Annotated in this window: 21 protein-coding genes and 1 pseudogene; 13 read left to right on the forward strand and 9 right to left on the reverse strand. The window is 68.1% G+C overall.

The annotated features are described in order from the left end of the window. Positions 1-165: 165 nt before the first annotated feature. Complete coding sequence (gene queE, locus AC2YG9_RS22015) at positions 166-798, forward strand: 7-carboxy-7-deazaguanine synthase (RefSeq protein WP_487300147.1); 633 nt, start codon at positions 166-168, stop codon at positions 796-798. 37 nt (positions 799-835) lie between these two features. Then, positions 836-1,207, forward strand: a complete 372-nt coding sequence (locus tag AC2YG9_RS22020) for a 6-pyruvoyl trahydropterin synthase family protein (protein ID WP_487300148.1) — start codon at positions 836-838, stop codon at positions 1,205-1,207. Here AC2YG9_RS22020 and AC2YG9_RS22025 read toward each other — a convergent pair. The 4 genes and pseudogenes from AC2YG9_RS22025 to AC2YG9_RS22040 all read right to left on the reverse strand — a co-directional run bounded on the left by AC2YG9_RS22025 (position 1,204) and on the right by AC2YG9_RS22040 (position 3,695). Beyond that, positions 1,204-1,704, reverse strand: coding sequence for a response regulator (locus tag AC2YG9_RS22025; RefSeq protein ID WP_487300149.1), 501 nt, complete (start codon positions 1,702-1,704; stop codon positions 1,204-1,206). The two genes, AC2YG9_RS22020 and AC2YG9_RS22025, sit on opposite strands and share 4 nt — an antisense overlap. 120 nt (positions 1,705-1,824) lie before the next feature. Further along, entirely contained in the window at positions 1,825-2,523 is a 699-nt protein-coding gene (locus AC2YG9_RS22030; protein WP_487300150.1) for a pirin family protein, read from the reverse strand. 106 nt (positions 2,524-2,629) lie between these two features. Then, positions 2,630-2,756: pseudogene (locus AC2YG9_RS22035) on the reverse strand (hypothetical protein); the annotation flags it as partial. 12 nt (positions 2,757-2,768) lie between these two features. After that, the gene (locus AC2YG9_RS22040; protein ID WP_487300151.1) at positions 2,769-3,695 is read right to left on the reverse strand and encodes a helix-turn-helix transcriptional regulator; all 927 of its coding nucleotides are present in this window, start codon (positions 3,693-3,695) and stop codon (positions 2,769-2,771) included. 88 nt (positions 3,696-3,783) lie between these two features. On the opposite strand from AC2YG9_RS22040, the gene AC2YG9_RS22045 reads away from it, so the two are divergent. The 4 genes from AC2YG9_RS22045 (at position 3,784) to AC2YG9_RS22060 (ending at position 8,090) form a co-directional block, all read left to right on the forward strand. Next, positions 3,784-5,019 carry a hypothetical protein gene (locus tag AC2YG9_RS22045; RefSeq protein ID WP_487300152.1) on the forward strand — a complete coding sequence of 412 codons (1,236 nt, stop codon included), beginning with the start codon at positions 3,784-3,786 and terminating at the stop codon, positions 5,017-5,019. Positions 5,020-5,134: 115 nt separating this feature from the next. Then, positions 5,135-5,596, forward strand: coding sequence for a thioredoxin TrxC (trxC, locus tag AC2YG9_RS22050; protein ID WP_487300153.1), 462 nt, complete (start codon positions 5,135-5,137; stop codon positions 5,594-5,596). A gap of 99 nt (positions 5,597-5,695) precedes the next feature. After that, positions 5,696-6,265 carry a hypothetical protein gene (locus AC2YG9_RS22055; RefSeq protein WP_487300154.1) on the forward strand — a complete coding sequence of 190 codons (570 nt, stop codon included), beginning with the start codon at positions 5,696-5,698 and terminating at the stop codon, positions 6,263-6,265. Between the two features lie 445 nt (positions 6,266-6,710). Beyond that, complete coding sequence (locus AC2YG9_RS22060; RefSeq protein ID WP_487300155.1) at positions 6,711-8,090, forward strand: APC family permease; 1,380 nt, start codon at positions 6,711-6,713, stop codon at positions 8,088-8,090. A 102-nt stretch (positions 8,091-8,192) separates the two neighbouring features. Here AC2YG9_RS22060 and AC2YG9_RS22065 read toward each other — a convergent pair whose 3' ends face one another. Continuing rightward, positions 8,193-11,618, reverse strand: coding sequence for an indolepyruvate ferredoxin oxidoreductase family protein (locus tag AC2YG9_RS22065; protein ID WP_487300156.1), 3,426 nt, complete (start codon positions 11,616-11,618; stop codon positions 8,193-8,195). Between the two features lie 143 nt (positions 11,619-11,761). On the opposite strand from AC2YG9_RS22065, the gene AC2YG9_RS22070 reads away from it, so the two are divergent. Then, on the forward strand, positions 11,762-12,259 hold the full coding sequence (locus AC2YG9_RS22070; protein ID WP_487300157.1) for an Lrp/AsnC family transcriptional regulator: 498 nt from the start codon (positions 11,762-11,764) through the stop codon (positions 12,257-12,259). Here the strand turns inward: AC2YG9_RS22070 and AC2YG9_RS22075 are convergent. After that, positions 12,243-12,791 carry a carboxymuconolactone decarboxylase family protein gene (locus tag AC2YG9_RS22075; RefSeq protein WP_487300158.1) on the reverse strand — a complete coding sequence of 183 codons (549 nt, stop codon included), beginning with the start codon at positions 12,789-12,791 and terminating at the stop codon, positions 12,243-12,245. The genes AC2YG9_RS22070 and AC2YG9_RS22075 overlap by 17 nt on opposite strands. 63 nt (positions 12,792-12,854) lie before the next feature. On the opposite strand from AC2YG9_RS22075, the gene AC2YG9_RS22080 reads away from it, so the two are divergent. The 5 genes from AC2YG9_RS22080 (at position 12,855) to AC2YG9_RS22100 (ending at position 16,311) form a co-directional block, all read left to right on the forward strand. Continuing rightward, positions 12,855-13,169: a winged helix-turn-helix transcriptional regulator gene (locus AC2YG9_RS22080; RefSeq protein ID WP_487300159.1), complete on the forward strand. Its 315-nt coding sequence runs from the start codon at positions 12,855-12,857 to the stop codon at positions 13,167-13,169. A gap of 54 nt (positions 13,170-13,223) precedes the next feature. After that, complete coding sequence (locus AC2YG9_RS22085) at positions 13,224-14,528, forward strand: tetratricopeptide repeat protein (RefSeq protein WP_487300160.1); 1,305 nt, start codon at positions 13,224-13,226, stop codon at positions 14,526-14,528. Positions 14,529-14,570: 42 nt separating this feature from the next. Next, positions 14,571-15,140 carry a YbhB/YbcL family Raf kinase inhibitor-like protein gene (locus AC2YG9_RS22090; RefSeq protein ID WP_487300161.1) on the forward strand — a complete coding sequence of 190 codons (570 nt, stop codon included), beginning with the start codon at positions 14,571-14,573 and terminating at the stop codon, positions 15,138-15,140. A gap of 48 nt (positions 15,141-15,188) precedes the next feature. After that, positions 15,189-16,082, forward strand: coding sequence for a pirin family protein (locus AC2YG9_RS22095; protein ID WP_487300162.1), 894 nt, complete (start codon positions 15,189-15,191; stop codon positions 16,080-16,082). Positions 16,083-16,152: 70 nt separating this feature from the next. Beyond that, on the forward strand, positions 16,153-16,311 hold the full coding sequence (locus tag AC2YG9_RS22100; protein ID WP_487300163.1) for a hypothetical protein: 159 nt from the start codon (positions 16,153-16,155) through the stop codon (positions 16,309-16,311). Here AC2YG9_RS22100 and pgsA read toward each other — a convergent pair whose 3' ends face one another. The 3 genes from pgsA to AC2YG9_RS22115 are packed head-to-tail and all read right to left on the reverse strand — an operon-like array spanning position 16,312 to position 18,054. Beyond that, positions 16,312-16,881, reverse strand: a complete 570-nt coding sequence (gene pgsA, locus AC2YG9_RS22105; RefSeq protein WP_487300164.1) for a CDP-diacylglycerol--glycerol-3-phosphate 3-phosphatidyltransferase — start codon at positions 16,879-16,881, stop codon at positions 16,312-16,314. It lies immediately after the preceding gene. 33 nt (positions 16,882-16,914) lie between these two features. Then, positions 16,915-17,565 (reverse strand): TetR/AcrR family transcriptional regulator, encoded by a 651-nt coding sequence (locus AC2YG9_RS22110; RefSeq protein ID WP_487300165.1) that lies wholly within the window; start codon positions 17,563-17,565, stop codon positions 16,915-16,917. A gap of 45 nt (positions 17,566-17,610) precedes the next feature. Then, on the reverse strand, positions 17,611-18,054 hold the full coding sequence (locus AC2YG9_RS22115; RefSeq protein ID WP_487300166.1) for a hypothetical protein: 444 nt from the start codon (positions 18,052-18,054) through the stop codon (positions 17,611-17,613). A 204-nt stretch (positions 18,055-18,258) separates the two neighbouring features. Here AC2YG9_RS22115 and AC2YG9_RS22120 point away from each other — a divergent pair, with 204 nt between their 5' ends. Continuing rightward, the gene (locus AC2YG9_RS22120; RefSeq protein WP_487300167.1) at positions 18,259-18,807 is read left to right on the forward strand and encodes a carboxymuconolactone decarboxylase family protein; all 549 of its coding nucleotides are present in this window, start codon (positions 18,259-18,261) and stop codon (positions 18,805-18,807) included. Positions 18,808-19,086: the final 279 nt, after the last annotated feature.

Here is a 19,086-nt window from a genome sequence, read left to right on the forward strand (position 1 = left end):
GTTGCTCCATCCACAGGAGAACTGACGCAAGGGAACCTGCCCCTACGGACAGTCAAAATTGGCGCGACTACTCAAAAACGCCTGAGTCGCCACCTTTCCCCAGCGGGAGTTTCAGGGCCCTCGGGGAGTTTCGGCGGCGCCCCAACTCCTGTAGACCCCCGGGAGATGAGTTACGCGGTCAAGGAAATCTTCCTCACCCTGCAGGGGGAGGGCGGCCAGGCGGGCAAGGCGGCGGTGTTCTGCCGCTTCGCCGGCTGCAATCTTTGGTCCGGCCGCGAGAAGGACCGCGCCGGCGCGGTCTGCACCTTCTGCGACACCGATTTCGTGGGAACCAACGGCCCGGGCGGCGGCCGCTTCAGGACGGCCGAGGCGCTGGCCGACGCCGTCGAGGCGGCCTGGACGGGCGGTCCGGACGATCGGCTGGTTGTCTGCACCGGCGGCGAGCCGCTGCTGCAGCTGGACCCGGCCGCCATCGACGCCCTGCACCGCCGCGGCTTTTCCATCGCCGTCGAGACCAACGGCACCCTCCCCGCCCCGGCCGGAATCGACTGGGTCTGCGTCAGCCCCAAGGCCGACGCCGGGGTCGTCCAGATCAGAGGCCAGGAACTGAAGCTGGTCTGGCCCCAGGCCGGGGTCGATCCGGCCGCCTTCGAAGACCTCGATTTCGAGCGCTTCTACCTGCAGCCCATGGACGGTCCGGACCGTGAAGGCGCCACCGCGGCCTGCATCGCCTATTGCCTTTCGCACCCCAGGTGGCGTTTAAGCACCCAAACTCACAAATACCTCGGCATCGCCTAGGGCATTTGAGCCCGCGATCTCCTATTTTCCGACACAGATGACCCAACCCCAGTTCGAGATCACGAAGGCAGCCACCTTCGACGCCGCCCACCATTTCCCCAACGGCCCGGTGGACAGCCCCTACACGCGCCTGCACGGCCACAGCTTCCGGGTCGAAGCCACGGTGCGCGGCGAGATCAGCGGTCCGATGGGCTGGGTGACGGACCTCGGCGAACTGGACGCCGAGCTGAAGGCGGTCGCCGCCGAGCTCGACCACGGCCTGCTCAACGACAAGCCGGGGCTCGAGACCCCGACCCTGGAACACCTCTGCCTGTACTTCGCGCGGGCCCTGAAGGACCGTTTCCCGGGCCTGTGCCGGGTGGTCATCTCGCGGCCGACGATCAACGAGAGCTGCGCTCTCTCGCTCTAGCCGATCGGCTTGTCCTCATCCGAACTGCGGCGCCTTGGCCCCGAATAGTTGGGATCAACCCGCCGGCGACGGTCGGGGCCGAAATAGCTCTCATTGCGGATGAACTGCCGGGGATGCTCCACGACCCGGGTGATCCGGTCGATGACCCCGCGCGCGGTCACCGGCTTGGCGAGGAACTCGGTCACCCCGGCGTCCCGCGCCTCCTTGACCCGCTTCTGGGTCGAGTGGCCGGTGATCATGATGACCGGGCACATCTGGTTGGGGCTGTCGGGCGAGTTGCGCAGCAGCCGCGTGAAGTCGATGCCGTCCAGCGGCTGCATGGCCAGGTCGCTCATGACGATGTCGATGGCGTGCTGGCGCATGATGTTCAGCGCCTCGGCCCCGTCGGTCGCCTCGAAGACCCCCTTGACGCCGATGGCCCGCAGGATCTCTCCAATCAGCACACGCATGTGGTGGTTGTCGTCCACCAGCAAAATCTTGAGCAGGTCGAAGCGCACGTGTGTTGGAGGTCCCGTAACGGTGTTCAGTCGGAGCGTTACGAGGCTAACCCATTGGTGGTCAACGAAAAAGGGCCGGTCGCATCGCGACCGGCCCGCATCTACTCGCTGTCCGATTGTTTAGTTTGAATCAACCAGAACGAGTTCCGCGTCACTGACTGCCGTCACCGTCAGGACTCCCTCGTCCCTGATGGCCGCGCCGTCGCGGGTCTTGAGCGAAACGCCGTTGACCTCGACCTCGCCGGTGGCGGCGACCAGGTAGCCGTGACGGCCGTCGGCGAGATCATATGTCGCGGTCTCGCCGGCCTTCAGGGTGGCGCCGAGGACCCGGGCGGTAGCCCGAATTGGCAGGGCGTCCTCGTCGCCCTCGATACCGCTGGCCAGGGCCACGAACTTTCCCGACCGATCGCCCTTGGGGAACGGCTTGGCGCCCCAGCTGGGTTCGCCGCCACGGGTTTGCGGCTGGATCCACAGCTGGAACAGGGTCGTGGTCTCGTCTTCCAGATTGTACTCGGCGTGACGGATGCCGGAGCCCGCGCTCATCACCTGCACATCCCCGGCGCCGGTGCGGCCGGTGTTGCCCAGGCTGTCCTGGTGGGTGATGGCCCCGGTGCGGACATAGGTGATGATTTCCATGTCGGCGTGGGGGTGCGGCGGGAAGCCGGACTTGGGCGCGATGGCGTCGTCGTTCCACACACGCAGGTCGCCCCAACCCATGCGGGTCGGCTCGTACCAGTTGGCGAAGCTGAAGTGGTGGCGGGCGTCGAGCCAGCCGTGATTGGCATGGCCGAGCTGCTCGAAGGGGCGGCGGTCGATCATGGATAAGTCCCTATCTGGCGGGTTGTTTGCGCCATCGAGAGCCTAGATAGGAAGCATTTCGCAATATGCAACAGCTCTGGTGCCAGATATTTCTACCGCCCTCTCCGTCATCCCGGACGGCCCGCAGGGACGATCCGGGACCCAAGGGGTGACGTAGCACGGCATTGGCGGACGCGGTCAGCGGTGACAGTGGGCCCTGGGTCCCGGCTCTCCGCTACGCTACGGCCCGGATGACGGTGTGGAGGTCAGGCATAGAGCGCCGCGATCTGGGCCGCCAGCTGCCCCATGCGCTCCCGCAGCGCCGGCGGTTCAAGCACCTCGACGCCGGTTCCCAGCTTCATCAGGTCACGGGCCGTCCAGTCTGGAGCTTCCATCGGCGTCTCGATGATCCCCTCCACCACCTCGGTCACTTCCACCCCATCGCGCCGCAGGGCGTAGAGGGCGTCCGGCGTCACCTTCAGCCGGGCGACACCCTGTTTCAGGCTTTCGGCGTAGTCGGCCTGGGCCCTTGTCCAATGGTCGGCCAGCGCGAAGTCGGCCGGCCGCTCGAAGCCGTCTTCGGTCACCTCGGCGGCGATGACCTGGGAGGCGCGATAGGTGCGAACCTCGCCCCGGGAACGGGCAATCAGGTACCAGGCGCCGGCCTTCAGCACGAGGCCGAGGGGTTCGAGCACCAGTTCAACCGGCCGGCGCGGGCCGTAGCGCACGGCCAGGCGCCGGTCGCGCCACAGGCCATCGGCCAGCACCGTCAACCAGTCGCCGCCATCGGCCTGGCGGAACCAGCCGACCGGGTCGAGGTGGATCCGCGCCTGGGCCCGCATGGCCGCCGCCCCGGGGCCCTCCTGCAGGGCCGCCAGCACCTTGAGCTGCGCATCGGCCATCGCCTGACCCAGCCCCAGCTGCGCCGCCGGCCCCGGCAGGCCGGCGAGGATCAGGGTATGGGCCTCCTGATCGGTCAGCCCCGTCAGCCGCGTCCGATAACCGTCGAGCAGAGCGAACCCGCCGCCCGGCCCCCGGTCGGCATAGACCGGCACCCCGGCGGCGCTCAGCGCGTCGATGTCGCGATAGAGGGTGCGCACCGACACCTCGAACTCGGCCGCCAGCTTCTCCGCGGTCATCCGGCCACGGGTCTGCAGCAGCATCAGGATGGAGAGGAGTCGGCTTGAACGCATTTTTCGACTGTGCCGGATAAATCCTGACAAGTCCTGTCAGGTAGCGCCAACTACCTCTCGCCTCGCTCGATTTTCCCAGGAGGCTTCCATGACCCGCCGAGACGTCCTCACCGCCGCCGCCGACGTCGCCACCCCCGCCGTGGCCCGGCATCAACAGATCGTCGAACTGCGCCAGTACGCCATGCGCAAGGGCCGCCGCGAGGCGCTGGTCACGATGTTCGAAGAGAAGTTCATCGAGAGCCAGGAGGCGCTGGGCTCGACGGTCCTCGGGACCTTTCGCGACCTCGACAACCCCGACCGCTTTGTCTGGCTGCGCGGCTTCGAAACCCCGCGGACCCGCCACGACGCTCTCGACGGCTTCTACACCGGCCCCGTCTGGCAGGCGACCCGCACCGCCGCCAACGCCACCATCGCCGACTCAGACGACGTCCTGCAGCTGGCGCCTATCCAGCCTTTCGACCTGGCCGGCCAGGCCCGGGTCCCGGTCGGTTCGACCGCTGCCTCCACCGCCGTCATCACCGCCACGGTTTGCCCCGTCGCCAGGGGCGACGAAGCCGCCTTCGCCGCCCGGTTCGCCCGCGACGTCGCCCCGGCGCTGGCCGCCGCCGGCGCCCCGGTAATCGCCGCCTTCGCCAGCGATCCGGGGCCCAACAGCTACCCCCGCCTGCCGATCCGCGAGGATGTCACCGCCTTCGTCTGGTTCCAGGCCTTCCCGGATGAACAGGCCCAGCGCCTGTTCGCCGCCGGCCCGGGCGACGCCTTCATCCGCGCCCTCGCCGCGCACATCACCGGTCCCATCCAGGTCCAGCGCCTGCAGCCCACCGCCCGCTCCCTGATCCAGGGCCCGCCGGCGCCCGCCGACGGCCGCAAGGACTTCGACTTCCTGACCGGCTCCTGGCGGGTCAAGCACCGCCGGCTGAAGGCCCGGCTGGCCGGCTCCACCGACTGGGAATCCTTCGAAGGCTGGTGCCAGTGCCGCAAGACCATGGGCGGCCTCGGCAACGTCGACGACAACATCCTCAACATCCCCACCGGCGCCTACGGCGCGGTCGGCGTGCGCCGCTTCGATCCCGGGCTGGACCGCTGGTCCATCTGGTGGCTCGACGCCCGCTACCCCGGCATCGAACCGCCGGTGCACGGGGCTTTCAAGGACGGTGTCGGGACCTTCACCGGCGAGGACGTCTTCGAGGGCAAACCCATCCTCGTCCGCTTTACCTGGTCGAAGATCACCCCCATCACCGCCCACTGGTCCCAGGCCTTCTCCCCCGACGGCGGCACGACCTGGGAGGTCAACTGGGACATGGATTTCGAACGGGTCAGCTAACCCCGATTTTCGGTGAGTTGGGGTGTGTCGCTGACGCTGAAGTCCTGACCCCTTGTAGGGTTTCCTCCCCGAAACCATCTCGGCTCCACCGGATTGTCTCCGGTGGAGCCTTTTCATGAGCGAAGCCGCCGCCGCCGAAACCCTGGTCATCGCCTGCCCGACCGACGGCGCGCTCAACCGCGTCCCCAAGGATCGTCTCGGCGGGGCGCCCAAATGCGGGGTCTGCAAATCGCCCCTGTTCGCGGCCAAGCCCGTCGAACTCACCGCCGCCAGCTTCGACCGCCACGCCCGCTCCAGCGACCTGCCCCTGCTGGTCGACTTCTGGGCCGCCTGGTGCGGTCCCTGCCAGGCCATGGCCCCAGCCTTCGCCAAGGCCGCCGGCCAGCTCGAACCGGCCGTGCGCCTCGGCAAGCTCGATACCGAAGCCCACCAGGCCATTGCCGGCCGCTACAACATCCGCTCGATCCCCACGATGATCCTGTTCCACAAGGGCCGCGAGGTCGCCCGCACCAGCGGCGCCATGCCGGCCGAGGCCATCGTGCATTGGGCGCGGAACGCCATGCTCCCCGTCAGTTAGCTCGAACTGACGCCTTGCAGCATCGCTGCACCCTCGTGCTCTTGATTCCAGCCCAGGATTTTGTATTGTTACAAATCTCTTACTCAAGGAATTTGTCGCATGACTGCATCGGGGTTGTCTTTCGGCACGCTGGACGCCTACCTGGAGGCCTACAAAGCCGACTATCGCTTGGCCGTAATTCCCATTTCGCTCGTCGCCGAACACCTCGGTATGTCGGCCGCCGGCGTCAGCGCTATGCTGCGCGACAACCGGCTTGACGCCGTGCGCATTGGGCGAAGCCCGTTCGTGAAACTCGACAGTCTCCTGGCCCGTGAACAGAAGCGAGCCAAAGAGGTCGACGCCGTAAAGCGATACCTCGAAGGCGTCGCGCGGGCGCAGCGGGACCACGTTTTCTACGAACCGGTGATGGAAGAGGTCGGCCTCAACTGGCGTATTCCGGCGGACAGGAATCGGATCGGCGAAATTCTTGGAGCGATCTCCGAAATGACCGACAGCGGCCGGCCAAAGTGCCTTCTCACCGTGCTGGTCCATCGCAAGACATCCGGCCGCACCCGTCCCGGACCGGGCTTCTTCAACCTCGCCGAGACCTTGGGGTATGAGTGGTCCGACGACGACGATTTCGTGGCCAAGGAAACGGCGAAGGTTCTGAAGGCCTATCGCGGAAAGTAGAGCCTGGAACGAGATTGAGGTCTCGGCCTTGGCGCCACGTCGCTTCCGCCGTCGCCGCCGCCCATGGCGGAACCTTGGGTGTGACCTCGGACGCCGACGAAACCCGCTTCACCTTCCCCATGGCGGTTGACGGACGGCGACATACCCGGGTTTCAAATTCCTCCGGCGCGAGGGTTCACGGCTCACCTGCCGACGACCCAGCCGTGGGTGTCCCCTGGTGGCCGTCGGGAGGAAACAGGGTGGTCGAATACGGCGGCATGGTTGGACGGATGCGGGCGGCAGATTGGTCGAAAGACGGTCCGCGGTTGGTCATTATGATCTTGATTTTAAACAATAATATTCTCGCTCGAACGGGCCAGATCTGCTACAATCACCGTTTCATCCGCCCCTTCGGTCACGCCATGACCCCCTGCCCCCTAACTGGGCGCTCACGCGTTGATGCCGAATGACCGCTGACGCCGAACCGCCCGACACTGGCGAACCCCAGCTCCTGCGCGCCATCGGCCCGGTGCAGATGATGCTCTACGGGGCCGGCAGCATGATGGGCGCCGGCATCTACGGTCTGGTCGGCAAGGCGGCCGGGCAGATCGGCTCGGCGGTCTGGCTGTCCTTCCTGGCGGCGCTGGTCGCGGCCCTGTTCACCGGCCTCAGCTACGCCGCCCTAGGGTCGCGCTATCCCCGGGCCGGCGGCGCGGCCTACATGACCCATCATGCCTTCCGCATGCCGCTGCTGACCCACATCGTCGGCATGGCCACCGCCTTTTCCGGCCTGACCTCCATCGCAACCGGCGCCCTGGTCATCGCCGAGAACCTGCAACGGGCCCCGATCCTGGCCGAGTTCCCAACCGTCATCCTGGGCCTTGGCTACCTCCTGCTGATGGCCGGCATCGTCTTTCGCGGCATCAAGGAGTCGATCTGGGTCAACATGGTCTGCACCCTGGTCGAGGCTGGCGGCCTGATCCTGGTCATCGCCGTCGGCGCCCGGTTCTGGGGCCAGCAGGACCTGCTGCAGTTCGCCCCCTCCACATCCGGCGCCGCGGCGGTGTTCGCCCCCCTGCTGGTGCTGCAGGGCGCGGCCCTGACCTTCTTCGCCTTCGTCGGGTTCGAGGACAGCCTGAATGTCGCCGAGGAGGTGAAAAACCCCCGGGTCACCCTGCCGCTGGGCATGATCCTGGCCATGGCCATCACCGCCGTCCTCTACATCGGGGTGGCGATCACCGCCGTCTCGGTCATCCCCTGGCAGGCCCTTGGCGAAGCCAAGTCCCCCCTGGCCGACGTCATGCACAAGGCCGCCCCCTGGTTCCCGGCCTGGACCTTCGTTGTCATCACCATCGCCGCCGTCGCCAACAGCGCTCTGGTCAACTACGTGACGGCTTCACGCCTGCTGTTCGGCATGGCCCGCGATGGCCGCCTGCCGGCCCCACTGGCCAAGGTCCACGCCGGCCGGCGCACGCCGCATGTGGCCATTGGCTTGCTGCTGGCCATCCTCATCGTGCTGGTGCTGTCGGGCGGTGTCACCCAGCTGGCCGAGGCGACGGTGCTGTTGCTGCTGACCGTCTTCGTCGTGGTCAACGCCGCCTTCCTGGTCCTCAAGCACCGCAAGGACGAACCGCGCGGCGCCTTCGAGCCGCCGGTCATCGTGCCGCTGCTGGGCCTGCTCAGCTGCGCCGGCCTGCTGGTCGTACGGCTGACCACCGGCAACTGGCAGGCGCCGGCCATCGCCGGCGGCATGGTCCTGCTGGCCCTGGTTCTCTACGGCTTCGTGCGGGTGAGGGTTCCGAAGGCCCCACCCAAATCCGTCATCCCGGACAGCCCGCAGGGCTGATCCGGGACCCAGGGGCCGGTGCAAAGGCGGTTGATACAGCGAGCGCCGTCACCCCCTGGGTCCCGGCTCTCCGCTTCGCTCCGGCCGGGATGACGGTGGGTTTTAAGCCGCCGCCTTTTTCTCCCACTGCGCCCACAGCGCCGCTTCCTCGCGTTCGGCGACCTTGACGCTGGCTTCCTTGATGTGGCCGTAGCCGCGGATCTTGTCCGGGATGGCGGCGATGCGGGCGGCCAGCGACAGGTGGTCGGCGTCCAGACCGGCGAGCAGGCGGTCGAGACCCGCTTCGTAGGAGGCGATCAGGCCGCGCTCCATGCGCCGCTCTTCGGTCTTGCCGAAGATGTCGAACGGCCCGCCGCGCAGGCCCTTCATCTTCGTCAGCATCGGCAGCACGGTGGTCAGCATCCAGCCGCCCAGCGCGATCTTCTGCGGCTTGCCGTCCGGACCCTTGGGGGCGATCAGCGGCGGCGACATCCAGATCTTGGCCTTGCCGCCCTTGAACACGGCGCCGAGCTCCTTGGCGAACCGGCCGTCGGTGTAGAGGCGCGCGACCTCGTACTCGTCCTTGTAGGCCATCAGCTTGTAGAGATTGATCGCCACGGCCCGGGTCAGGGCCTCGCCGCCGTTCAGGGCGGTCTCGGCGGCCTTCACCTGCGCCACACGCTTGGCGTAGCGGTCGGCGTAGGCCTGGTTCTGGTAACCGACCAGTTCGGCCGTACGCTTGGCGATCAGTTCGTCCAGCGGCATGGTCTCGGGGGTCGGGGTGACGTCTTCGGGCAGGCCCTTGAAGGCCTCGTCGACCGCCGCCTTACGTCCGACCTCGAAGGCCTGCATGTTGGCCTCGGCGTCGACGCCATTCAGCTTGATGGCCCGGTACATGGCGCGGCTGGAAACGGGGATCACGCCCTTCTGCCAGGCGAAGCCCAGCATGATCATGTTGGCGTAGATCTCGTCGCCCAGCTTGTGCAGCGAAAGGGCCTGCGACGGGCAGGCCTGATAGTCCTTGGTCGCGCCCTTGATCCGGCGGGCCATGCCGGCGGTGTCGTAGCGGACGTCGCGGTTGGTCACGAAGTCGGCGGTCGGCGAGAAGTCGGCGTTGCCGAAGGCGACCGTCTTCTGCTTCGAGAACAGGGCCAGGGCTTCCGGGCTGGCGGCGACCAGCAGGTCGCAGGCGATCAGCACATCGGCGCTGGCCGCCGGCACGCGGCCGCCGACGATGGTGGTTTCGGTCTCGCCGATCTTGACGTGGCTGAACACCGAGCCGCCCTTCTGGGCCAGGCCGGTCATGTCCACGACGCTGGCGCTGCGGCCATCGACGTGGGCGGCCATGGCCAGGATCGAGGCGACCGTGGTCACCCCGGTGCCGCCGATGCCGGTGAACAGGATGCGGCGCACCCCGTCCACGGGCTCGAACTCGGGCAACGGCGTCGAGTCCGCCGTCAGGGCCGGCATCTTCTTGCCCTGCGGGTTTTCGGCGCCGTCCAGGGTGATGAAGCTCGGGCAGAAGCCGTCGACGCAGCTGTAGTCCTGGTTACAGGTCGACTGGTTGATCTGGCGCTTGCGGCCGAACTCGGTGTTCAGCGGCTCGACCGAGACGCAGTTGGACTTCTTGGAGCAGTCGCCGCAGCCCTCGCAGACCAGCGGGTTGATGAACACCCGGGTCGTCGCCTTGGGCATCAGGCCGCGCTTGCGGCGGCGGCGTTTCTCGGTGGCGCAGGTCTGGTCGTAGAGCAGGACGGTGACGCCGGGCGTCTCGCGCAGCTCTTCCTGGACCTTGTTCAGCTCCTTGCGCGGGAAGATCTGGACGTTGGGCGCGAGGTCGGTGACGCCCTCGTAGCGCTCGATCTCGTCGACGACGATGACCGTCTTCGTCACGCCCTCGGCGGCCAGCTGGCGAGTGATCTGGGCCGGGGTGAAACCGCTCTCGGCGGTCTGGCCGCCGGTCATGGCCACGGCGTCGTTGAACAGCAGCTTGTAGGTGATGTTGGCCTTGGCCGCGATCGCGCCCCGGATCGCCAGCGAGCCGGAGTGGTTGTAGGTGCCGTCGCCCAGGTTCTGGAAGACGTGCTTTTCGGTCGTGAACGGCGCTGCGCCGACCCAGGTCAGACCCTCGCCGCCCATGTGGGTGTTGAGGTCGGTGTTGGGGTCGTTGAACCCGGCCATGTAGTGGCAACCGATGCCGGCCAGGGCCCGGCTGCCGTCCGGCACCCGGGTCGAGGTGTTGTGCGGGCAGCCCGAGCAGAAGAAGGGCTTGCGCTGCTGATCGCTGGCCAGGCTGATGGCGGCGACGCCGGCCGCCGAGACGCGGTCGAGGTAGGCGGATGCCCGCTCCTTGGCCGGACCGGCCGGCAGGCGGCTGTAGAGGTCGAGCGCGATGGCGGCCACGGTCAGGCTGCCGGTGTCCTCCATGAGGCGGTCGCCCTGCTCGTTGAACTTGCCGACGATGGTCGGGCGGGCGTGGGCGGGCAGGTCGTAGAGGGCGGCCCGGGCCTGGGGCTCGATCAGGGCCCGCTTGTGCTCGATGACCATCAAGGTCTCGAGGCCGGCGGCGAAGCTGCGCAGGCCCTGCGGCTCCAGCGGCCAGGGCATGCCGACCTTGTAGATCGAGATGCCCATGGCGGCGGCTTCATCGAGGGTGATGTTCATCGCCTGGAAGGCTTCGAGCACGTCCTTGTAGGCCTGGCCCTGGCAGACGATGCCGAGGCGCGGCTGGCGGGCGGCGAGCACCACCTTGTCGATGTTGTTGGCGCGGGCGAAGGCCAGCGCGGCCGGGATCTTGTGGTTACGGAGACGGGTCTCCTTCTCCAACGGCTGGTCCTTGGTCCGGATATGCAGACCGCCCGGAGGCATGGGGAACTCGGGATAGACGTGGTGGTGGCGGTCCAGCGACACGTCGATGGTCACCCCGCTGTCCATCGTGTCGGCCAGGGCGATCATGCCGACCCAGAGGCCCGAGAAGCGCGACATCGAAATGCCGAGCAAGCCGTAGTCCAGCACCTCCTGCACGTCGGCCGGCGACAGCACGGGCATCTCGAAGTCCTGGAAGGCGAACTCCGACTGGCTGGGCAGGGTCGAGGATTTGCAATTGTGGTCGTCGCCGGCGATGGCCAGGACGCCGCCCTTGGGCATGACGCCGGCGAAGTTGGCGTGCTTGAAGACATCGCCCGTCCGGTCGACACCCGGCGCCTTGCCGTACCACAGGCCATAGACGCCATCGAACTTGGCGCCCGGGAACAGGTTGGCCTGCTGGCTGCCCCAGACGGCCGTCGCCGCCAGGTCCTCGTTGAGGCCTTCCTGGAAGACGACTTCATGCGCCGTCAGCAGTTTGCGCGAGCGCGCCGCCTGCTGGTCGAGGCCGCCCAGCGGGCTGCCGCGATAGCCGGAAACATAGCCGGCGGTGTTCAGCCCATCGCGCAGATCAAGGCGCCGACGGTCTAGCATGACCCTGATGAGAGCCTGCACGCCGGTGATGAAGGCGCGACCATCTTCGAGAAGATATTTGTCGTCCAACGTCACTTCTGAGTGGCGCATTGAAAAATCTTTCCTGCGGGAAGGGCTAGTTCGCTTGCAAGATCATATAAGTCCGGAGAAAATGTTTGCCAAAGCCGTGCCCCAACAGGGGCATGAGTCGGCAAGAACGGGGCGGTTTTAGCCCCTCCAGGGGGAACAATAGTTTGTCAGAGCCTCTCGACGCAGTTGACGCAAAGATTCTCGATCTGATCCAGCACGACGCGGGCCTGTCGGTGGCCGAGATCGCCGAGCGCGTCGGCCTCAGCTCGAGCCCCTGCTGGCGCCGCATCAAGCGCCTGGAAGACGCCGGCGTCATCCAGCGGCGGGTGACCATCCTGGACCGCGAACTGTTGGGCCTGGCCTTCGAGGTATATTGCACCGTCAAGCTCTCCCTTCCGACCAAGGAAAACCTTGAACGCTTCGAAGGCTCCGTCCTGAAGTGGCCGGAAGTGGTGCAATGCGCCACCGTGACCGGGGCCGCCGACTACGAGATGCGCATCGTGACCCGCGACATGCACGCCTTCGACGACTTCCTGCGTGACAAGATCCTGTCGCTGGGCCTGGTGTCCAACATCGAGAGCCGCATCGTCATCCGCGGCGTCAAGAACAGCACCGCCGTGCCGCTGGGACTTGTCAGCCCCTATGTCAGCCCGCACGGGTAGGAAAACGGGCGGCCCCCGGTTCAAGCGGCAGGTCCAGCCCCCCGCAGACATAGGCAACCGTGCGGTAGAAGCCGCATAGCAGGATGATCTCCAATATCTGGTCGGCGTCGTAGTGCGCCGCCAGCGCCGCATGTTCGGCGTTGCTCCAGCGGCAGCGCTCATGCAGGGCGTCGACCGCCGCCAGCAGCGCGCCCTCGGACACCGACCATTGTGACGGATCGAGCGGCGCGGTGGTCGCCTTAACCTCGGCCGGCGTCAGCCGGGCCGCCTCGGCGAAGGCGGAGATGTGGACGCCCCATTCGTACTCGTTGCCGGCGCGGGCGCAGACCCGGTCGATGACCAGTTCCCGCTGGCGCAGGCTGAGCGGGCCCCGATCCAGCAGCGAGCCCGCCCGGAACTTCTTCCAGGCCCGCTCGCTGGTCGCCAGGGTGCGGAACAGCACCAGCGGCGGCGCGCCTGGCGGCATGATGGCGTCGAAGCTGGCCTGAATGTCGGCGGCGAAAGGGGCGACGAGAGGGGCGAGGCGAGACATGTGGCGACTCCTGCGCTATGATTTTCATAGCATGACGTGCTACATTTTCGATAGCAACAACAAATGACCGACACCACTTCCCGCCGGCCGATCATGCGGCTGCTCGACCTGCTGGGCCGCCGTTGGGCCCTGCGGGTGCTGTGGGAGCTTCGCGGCGAGCCCATGACCTCCCGCGCCCTGCGTGCCGCCTGCGACGATGTCTCGCCAACCGTTCTGCAGGCCCGGCTGGACGACCTGCGCGCCGCCGGCATCGTCGAGCATGCCGCCGGCGCCGGCTACGGCCTCACCGCCCTCGGTCGCGAGTTGCTCGACGCCTTCCTGCCGCTTTACCAGTTCGCCGATCGCTGGGCGGAAAGCGGCGACATTACCGATCCTTAGTTTGCCGAACGGCGCTCCGTGACGCAGGCTCGCCCGCAACAAGGGGAGCTCATCATGATCCGCACCGTCAGCCTGACCTTGGCCGCCGCCCTCTGCCTGGCGGGCGCCGCGCCCGAAAGCCGGCTTGAACAGTACTTCCGCCTGCGCAAGGAAGCCGGCGCCGCGGCCCAGGCCAATGACATCGCGAAGGCCGAATCCCTGCTGGAAGAGGCCTTGGCTCTCTACCCCCACAGCCCCGGCTCCCTGATCCGCCTGGCCCGCGTCGAGGTCGCCGCCGGCAAGCCGGCCGAGGCCGTCGCTCATCTGGACGCCTACGCCAAGCTCGGCCTGATCTGGGACGTCACCGGCGACAAGGCGCTGTCGACCCTCGCCGCGCGCGAGGACTTTGCCCCCGTCGCCGCCCGGCTGGCCGCCAACGCAGCCCCAAAGGGCGTCCCGACCGTGTCCGCCACCCTGCCCAAGGCCGGGCCGATCTACGAGGGCCTCGCCCGGTTTGGTGACAGCTGGCTGGTCAGCAGCGTCACCGAACACACCATCTACAAGGTCGACGCCAAGGGCGCGGTCACACCCTTCCTGAAGGCCGACGCCGAGACTGGCGGCATCTTTGGCCTGGCGGTCGACGGCCGGACGGTCTGGGCCACGGAAGCTTCGGGTCCGGAGATCCCCGGCTCGGCCGGCGCGGCCCGCACCGCCCTTCTGAAGATCGACGGCAAGACCGGCGCCATCCTGGCCCGCTACCCCGTCGAGGGCGCGCCGGGACCGGTCCAGCTGGGCGACGTGGTTGTCGCTTCCAACGGGACGGTCTACGCCAGCGCCTCGGTCGGCGCCGCCATCTATCGACTCACGCCTGGAGCCAAGGCCCTGGAGGTGGCGCTGGCCAGCAACGAGCTGGGCTCACCGCAGGGCCTGGTCGTCTGCGAAGCCGGCAACGCCTTGCTGATCGCGGACTACCCGACCGGCCTGCACCGGCTGGATCTCAAGACCGGCAAGCTGGCGCCGGTCGGCGGCATGCATGTCGCCATGGCCGGGACCGACGGGCTGTTCAAGGTCGGCTACGACTACCAGATGCGCAACGCCACGCCGCATCCGATGGCCGTGGTCGCCACCCAGAACGGCGTCTCGCCGGCCCGGCTGATCATGTTGCGGATCAGTGTCGACTGCCGCGAGATCGAGGGCATGCAGGTCGCCGCCGCCAACCATCCGGCTCTCGACGACCTGACCCTGGGGGCGGCGACGCCCGGCGGCATGGCGGTCATCGGCCGCGGCGGCTGGGCCGGCTACGGCGGCGACGGCAAGCCGCTGGCTGACGCCAAGCCGCAGTCCGCGCAGATCCTGACCTTCCCGTTTCCGAACGATTGAACCGGCCCGGCCTCCCAGGGGTTTCCCCCGCAGGAGACTTCGATGCTCAAGAACCTGCCGCCCATCCTCGGCCATGCCCTGCAGGGCGTGCGCCCGGGCCTGGAGAAGGTGCTGTACCACGACCCCGCCCTGAAGGACGTGCCCGAGAGCCTGACCCTGGAGAGCGCCGCCTTCGACGCCCCCACCCTGCCGCAACGGTTCACCGAGGACGGCGAGGGCCTGTCGCCGCCCTTCGCCTGGAAGGGCGTTCCGGCCGGAGCGGTCAGCCTGCTGCTGGTCATCGAGGACGCCGACAGCCCGACGCTCAACCCGCTGGTCCACGCCATCGTCTACGACCTGCCGCCGCATGACGGCCTCCTCAAGGAGGGCGCCATCACCACCCTCGACGACGAGGATCACCCTCACACCGGCCTCAACAGCTTCCTGCACAACGGCTACCTGCCGCCCGATCCGCCGCCGGGCCACGGCCCTCACCGCTATGTCGCCCAGATCTATGCGCTGGACGCCGCCAGCGGATTCAAGACCGCGCCGGGCCGGCCGCAGGTGCGCGATCTGCTGCACAAGCACGCCATTGCCCGGGGCATGGTCTGCGCCACCTACGTCCGCCATTGACCAGGTGAAATTCGCCTGCAAGGTGACCCGAATTCAGGAGGGTCCCCCATGATCGAACTCGTCATCGACCAGCGCCGCAAGGACCTCGGCGGCTTCGAGGTGGGGCGCGTTTTGCCCTATGCGCCGCACCGGATGGTTGGCCCCTTCATCTTCTTCGACCACATGGGCCCGGCACAGTTCCAGCCCGGCTTCCCGCGCACCGTCGATGTGCGGCCCCATCCGCACATTGGCCTGTCGACCCTCAGCTACCTGTTCGAGGGGGCGATGACCCACCGCGACAGCGTCGGCAGCGAGATCGTCATCCGTCCCGGCGAGGTCAACTGGATGACCGCCGGCAGCGGCATCACCCACTCCGAACGCTTCGAGGACCTGCGGGCCCACGGCGGCAAGATGGACGGCATCCAGACCTGGCTGGCCCTGCCCACCGAGTCCGAAGAGGTCGCCCCGGCTTTCAGCCACCATGAGGGCGCCGAGGAACTGCCCTTCTACGAAGGCGGCGGCATGAGCGCCCGGCTGGTCGCCGGCAAGGCGTTCGGGGCGGAAGCCAAGGTGCCGGTCTTCTCTCCCCTCTTCTATGTCCACTGGGAACTGGCCGCCGGGGCCAAGGCCGCCCTGCCGGCCGAGTATCCCGAACGCGCCGCCTACGTCGCCAGAGGCAGCGTCGAGGTCGATGGACGGACCCTGCACACCGGCCAGATGGCCGTCTTCCAGCCGGGCGAAACCATCGCCTTCACCGCCCTGGAGCCCAGCACCGTCATGCTGCTCGGCGGCGAGCCGGTGGGGCCGCGCTTCATCGACTGGAACTTCGTCTCCTCCAGCAAGGAGCGGATCGACCAGGCCAAGGCCGACTGGCGGGCCGGCCGCATGAAGCTGCCCGACCTTGACCACGACGAGTTCATCCCCCTGCCCGAGCCCAGCCCGCCAGCCAACCCGATGTCGTGATCACATCACGCCTTGCCATCGCCTCAGTTGCGAGCAATTCTCAATAACTGAGTTGAGTCCGGAGGCGAGCATGGTGTTCCAGGCGATCGGCGCGTGCGCCCTGATGCGGCTGATGCGGGCGGACCGGCGCCCGGTCGATACCGACTGGCTGCTGTTCGGCCCCACCGACCCCGAGGTGGTCGAGGATGAGGACGAGGCGGAGCCGCCGTTTCTGCTGGCCGCCGAGTAGCTAGCCTTTCAGCGCCTTGCGGGCGGCCAGACCGTACTCGATGCCGGTCCAGACGGTGACGGCGGCGGCCAGCCAGAGCGACAGATCGATGCCGAGGCTGACCTGGCCCGTGATCCAGGCCGGCTGGGTCAGGCGCAACAGGGCGGCGGCCAGGGCGACCAGCTGCAGCGTCGTCTTCCACTTGGCCAGCAGGGTCACCGGCAGGCGCAGGCCGCGCGGCGCCAGCACCTCGCGCAGGGCGCTGATCGAGAACTCTCGGAACAGGATCAGCCCGCCGGTCAGGGCCGCGACATGGTCGCCGTTGATGGCCAGGCCGACGATGGCCCCGGCCACCAGCACCTTGTCGGCGATCGGGTCGAGGATGGCCCCGGTCAGGCTCTCGACCTTGAACCTGCGGGCCAGCCAGCCGTCGAGGAAGTCGGTCACCCCGGCGATGACAAAGCCCCAGAAGGCGAACATCAGCAGGTCCGGCCCGGAGGTCGGCTGGGTGACGCCGGCCAGCAGGGCCAGAAACACCAGCAGGGTCAGGACCAGACGGGCCAGGGTGATCGCGTTGGGAACGTGCTTCATGATCTCACCCTAACGCATGGCGGGACAAAAGCGTCACCAGCGGCGCACCGGACTGGGCGACACCGCATGGCCGCCACCCCAGGGCTGGACCGCCGGCGCGGCGGCCAGGGCCTCGAATGCGGCGACGAAGTCGGCTTCCTCGATCAGGTCGGGGGCCTGGAAATAGCTGACCGTCAGGCCGGCGGTCAGGGCGTCGATCACCTTGACGAACCGCTCGGCCGGCATCGGCAGGGCGCCGGGCGGCAGCATGCGGTTGAAGCCGGCCGCCATGCTGCGCCAGCCGCCGGCAGTGGCCTCGGCCTGCTGGGCCAGCATGTCGGGCCGGGTCATCAGATGCAGCTGGATGGCGGCGTTGAGCACCCGGCGCGGCAGCCGCCGCCGGGCGTGAGCATAGACCGCCTGGCCCAGCAGCCGCATCTGGGTCTTCAGACTGGCCCCCGGCTGGAACTGAACCGACACCGGCGTCGTCTCCTGCTGCATGACCTCCAGGAACAGGGCGTCCCGGCTGTCGAAATTGCCGTGGAAGGCGCCCCGGGTCATGCCGGCCCGGGCGCAGATCTCGTCCAGCGAGGTGCGATCCCAGCCCTTCTCGGCGATCAGCTCGGCGGCGGCGGCGGCCAGGGCCTGGCGGGTGCGGGCGCGCTTGTCGCCCTTGGGACGCGGGGGATGCGGAGACTCGGACATGCACCGTACATACGGACTGGTATATTCGGCGCAAGCCCTTATGCGCTAAAGGGTCGTGTCCGCCAGGTTGGACCTGTACCTGGTCCCCGTCTGACGGTCGTTGATCTCGATATAGATGTAGCTCGGCGGCAGTTCGTCGGCCGGATAGGCGAACCACAGCCTGTCCATGTCGCCCGGCCCGCCCAGGGCGCAGAAGCCGTACAGCCGCTGGCCCCGGGAGCTGAAGATGTCGACCCAGGACCGCGACGCGTTGGTGTTGAGGCCGCAGGGCGGCAGACCCGGCGCGGCGGCGAACATCTCGGCCGGAAAGCTGCTGCGGTTGAACACCGCCAGATTGACCCGGATGAAGGCCTTGCCGTTGACCGTGAACGGCTCCGAACTGGTCATGTAGAGGATCGGATTGGGAACGGCGGCGGCGGCCGGCGTGGCCGCCAGACCGCTGGACAGCAACAGACAGAACGCGGTGATCAACTGGACGCAGACCCGCATGGCAGTCTCTCCAGGCTGGCGCCGCTCGGCGCGAGCGGCCGGTTCGGAGAGAACAGCATTCTCCAGGGGCGGGCAAGGCCGGCCGGCGCCCAACGCCTCGGAGGACATAACCCCGTCGCGCAATCGCCCGGACTGACGCAAGGGCGCCATTGCGCGCCCGCCCGGCCCCTGCCCTGATGGCGCGGACCCAAGGAGGATCCGCCCATGTCCCGCCTGCCCCTGGCCGAACCGCAAGACCTGCCGCCCTATCTGAAGGCCATCCACGACGCGACGCCGGAGGAGAACTGGCTGGGCCGCCACTTCGCCCGCGCCTTCGCCCCGGCCCCTGACCTGGTCCAGGCCTACCAGGCCTTCTACCACCCCTGGCACACGGGCGGCGCCGGCCTGCTCCCGGCCCGGCTGAAGGAGCTGGTCCGCCTGCGCATCGCCACCCTCAACGGCTGCGTGCTGTGCAAGAGCGTGCGCATGGCGCCGGACACGGTCAGCGAGGACGAGGCGGCGCGCGGCGTCGACGACCCCGACGCGCCCTCAGGAGGGGGGGAGGGCTTCACGGCCCGGGAGCGGGCGGCCATCCGCTTCGCCGAGAAGATGGCCGTGGACCACCACAACATCGGCGACGACGACGTGGCGGCCATGCGGGCGCTGTTCACCGACGCGGAGTTCCTGGAGCTGTCGATGATGGCGGGGCAGTACATCGGCTTCGGGCGGGTCCTGGCCATGCTGCAGCTGGAGGTGGCCAGCTGCCCGATCTGACGGGGCGCCGCTATCGAAGCGGCAGGCCATTATACCAGCCCGGCGTCCCGCCAGGGTGTCAACGGCCCATCCGGGATTCCGGGGGTCCGGCGCCGGGCGGTGGGCCACTCGCTTGAAATCGTTGAGATTTTCGTAGCGCGGGGCGCGGGGAATGTAGGCGCCGGCGTAGGCGCGGCGTTGGCGTTCGCGCGGGGAATGTAGGCGCCGGGCGCGGCGCCGGCGCCTACGCCGGGGCCGGCGGCGGCGGTTCGCGGCGTCCGGGGCCCGAAACGACGATGA

The organism is Caulobacter sp. SRI_014, assembly GCF_057586315.1.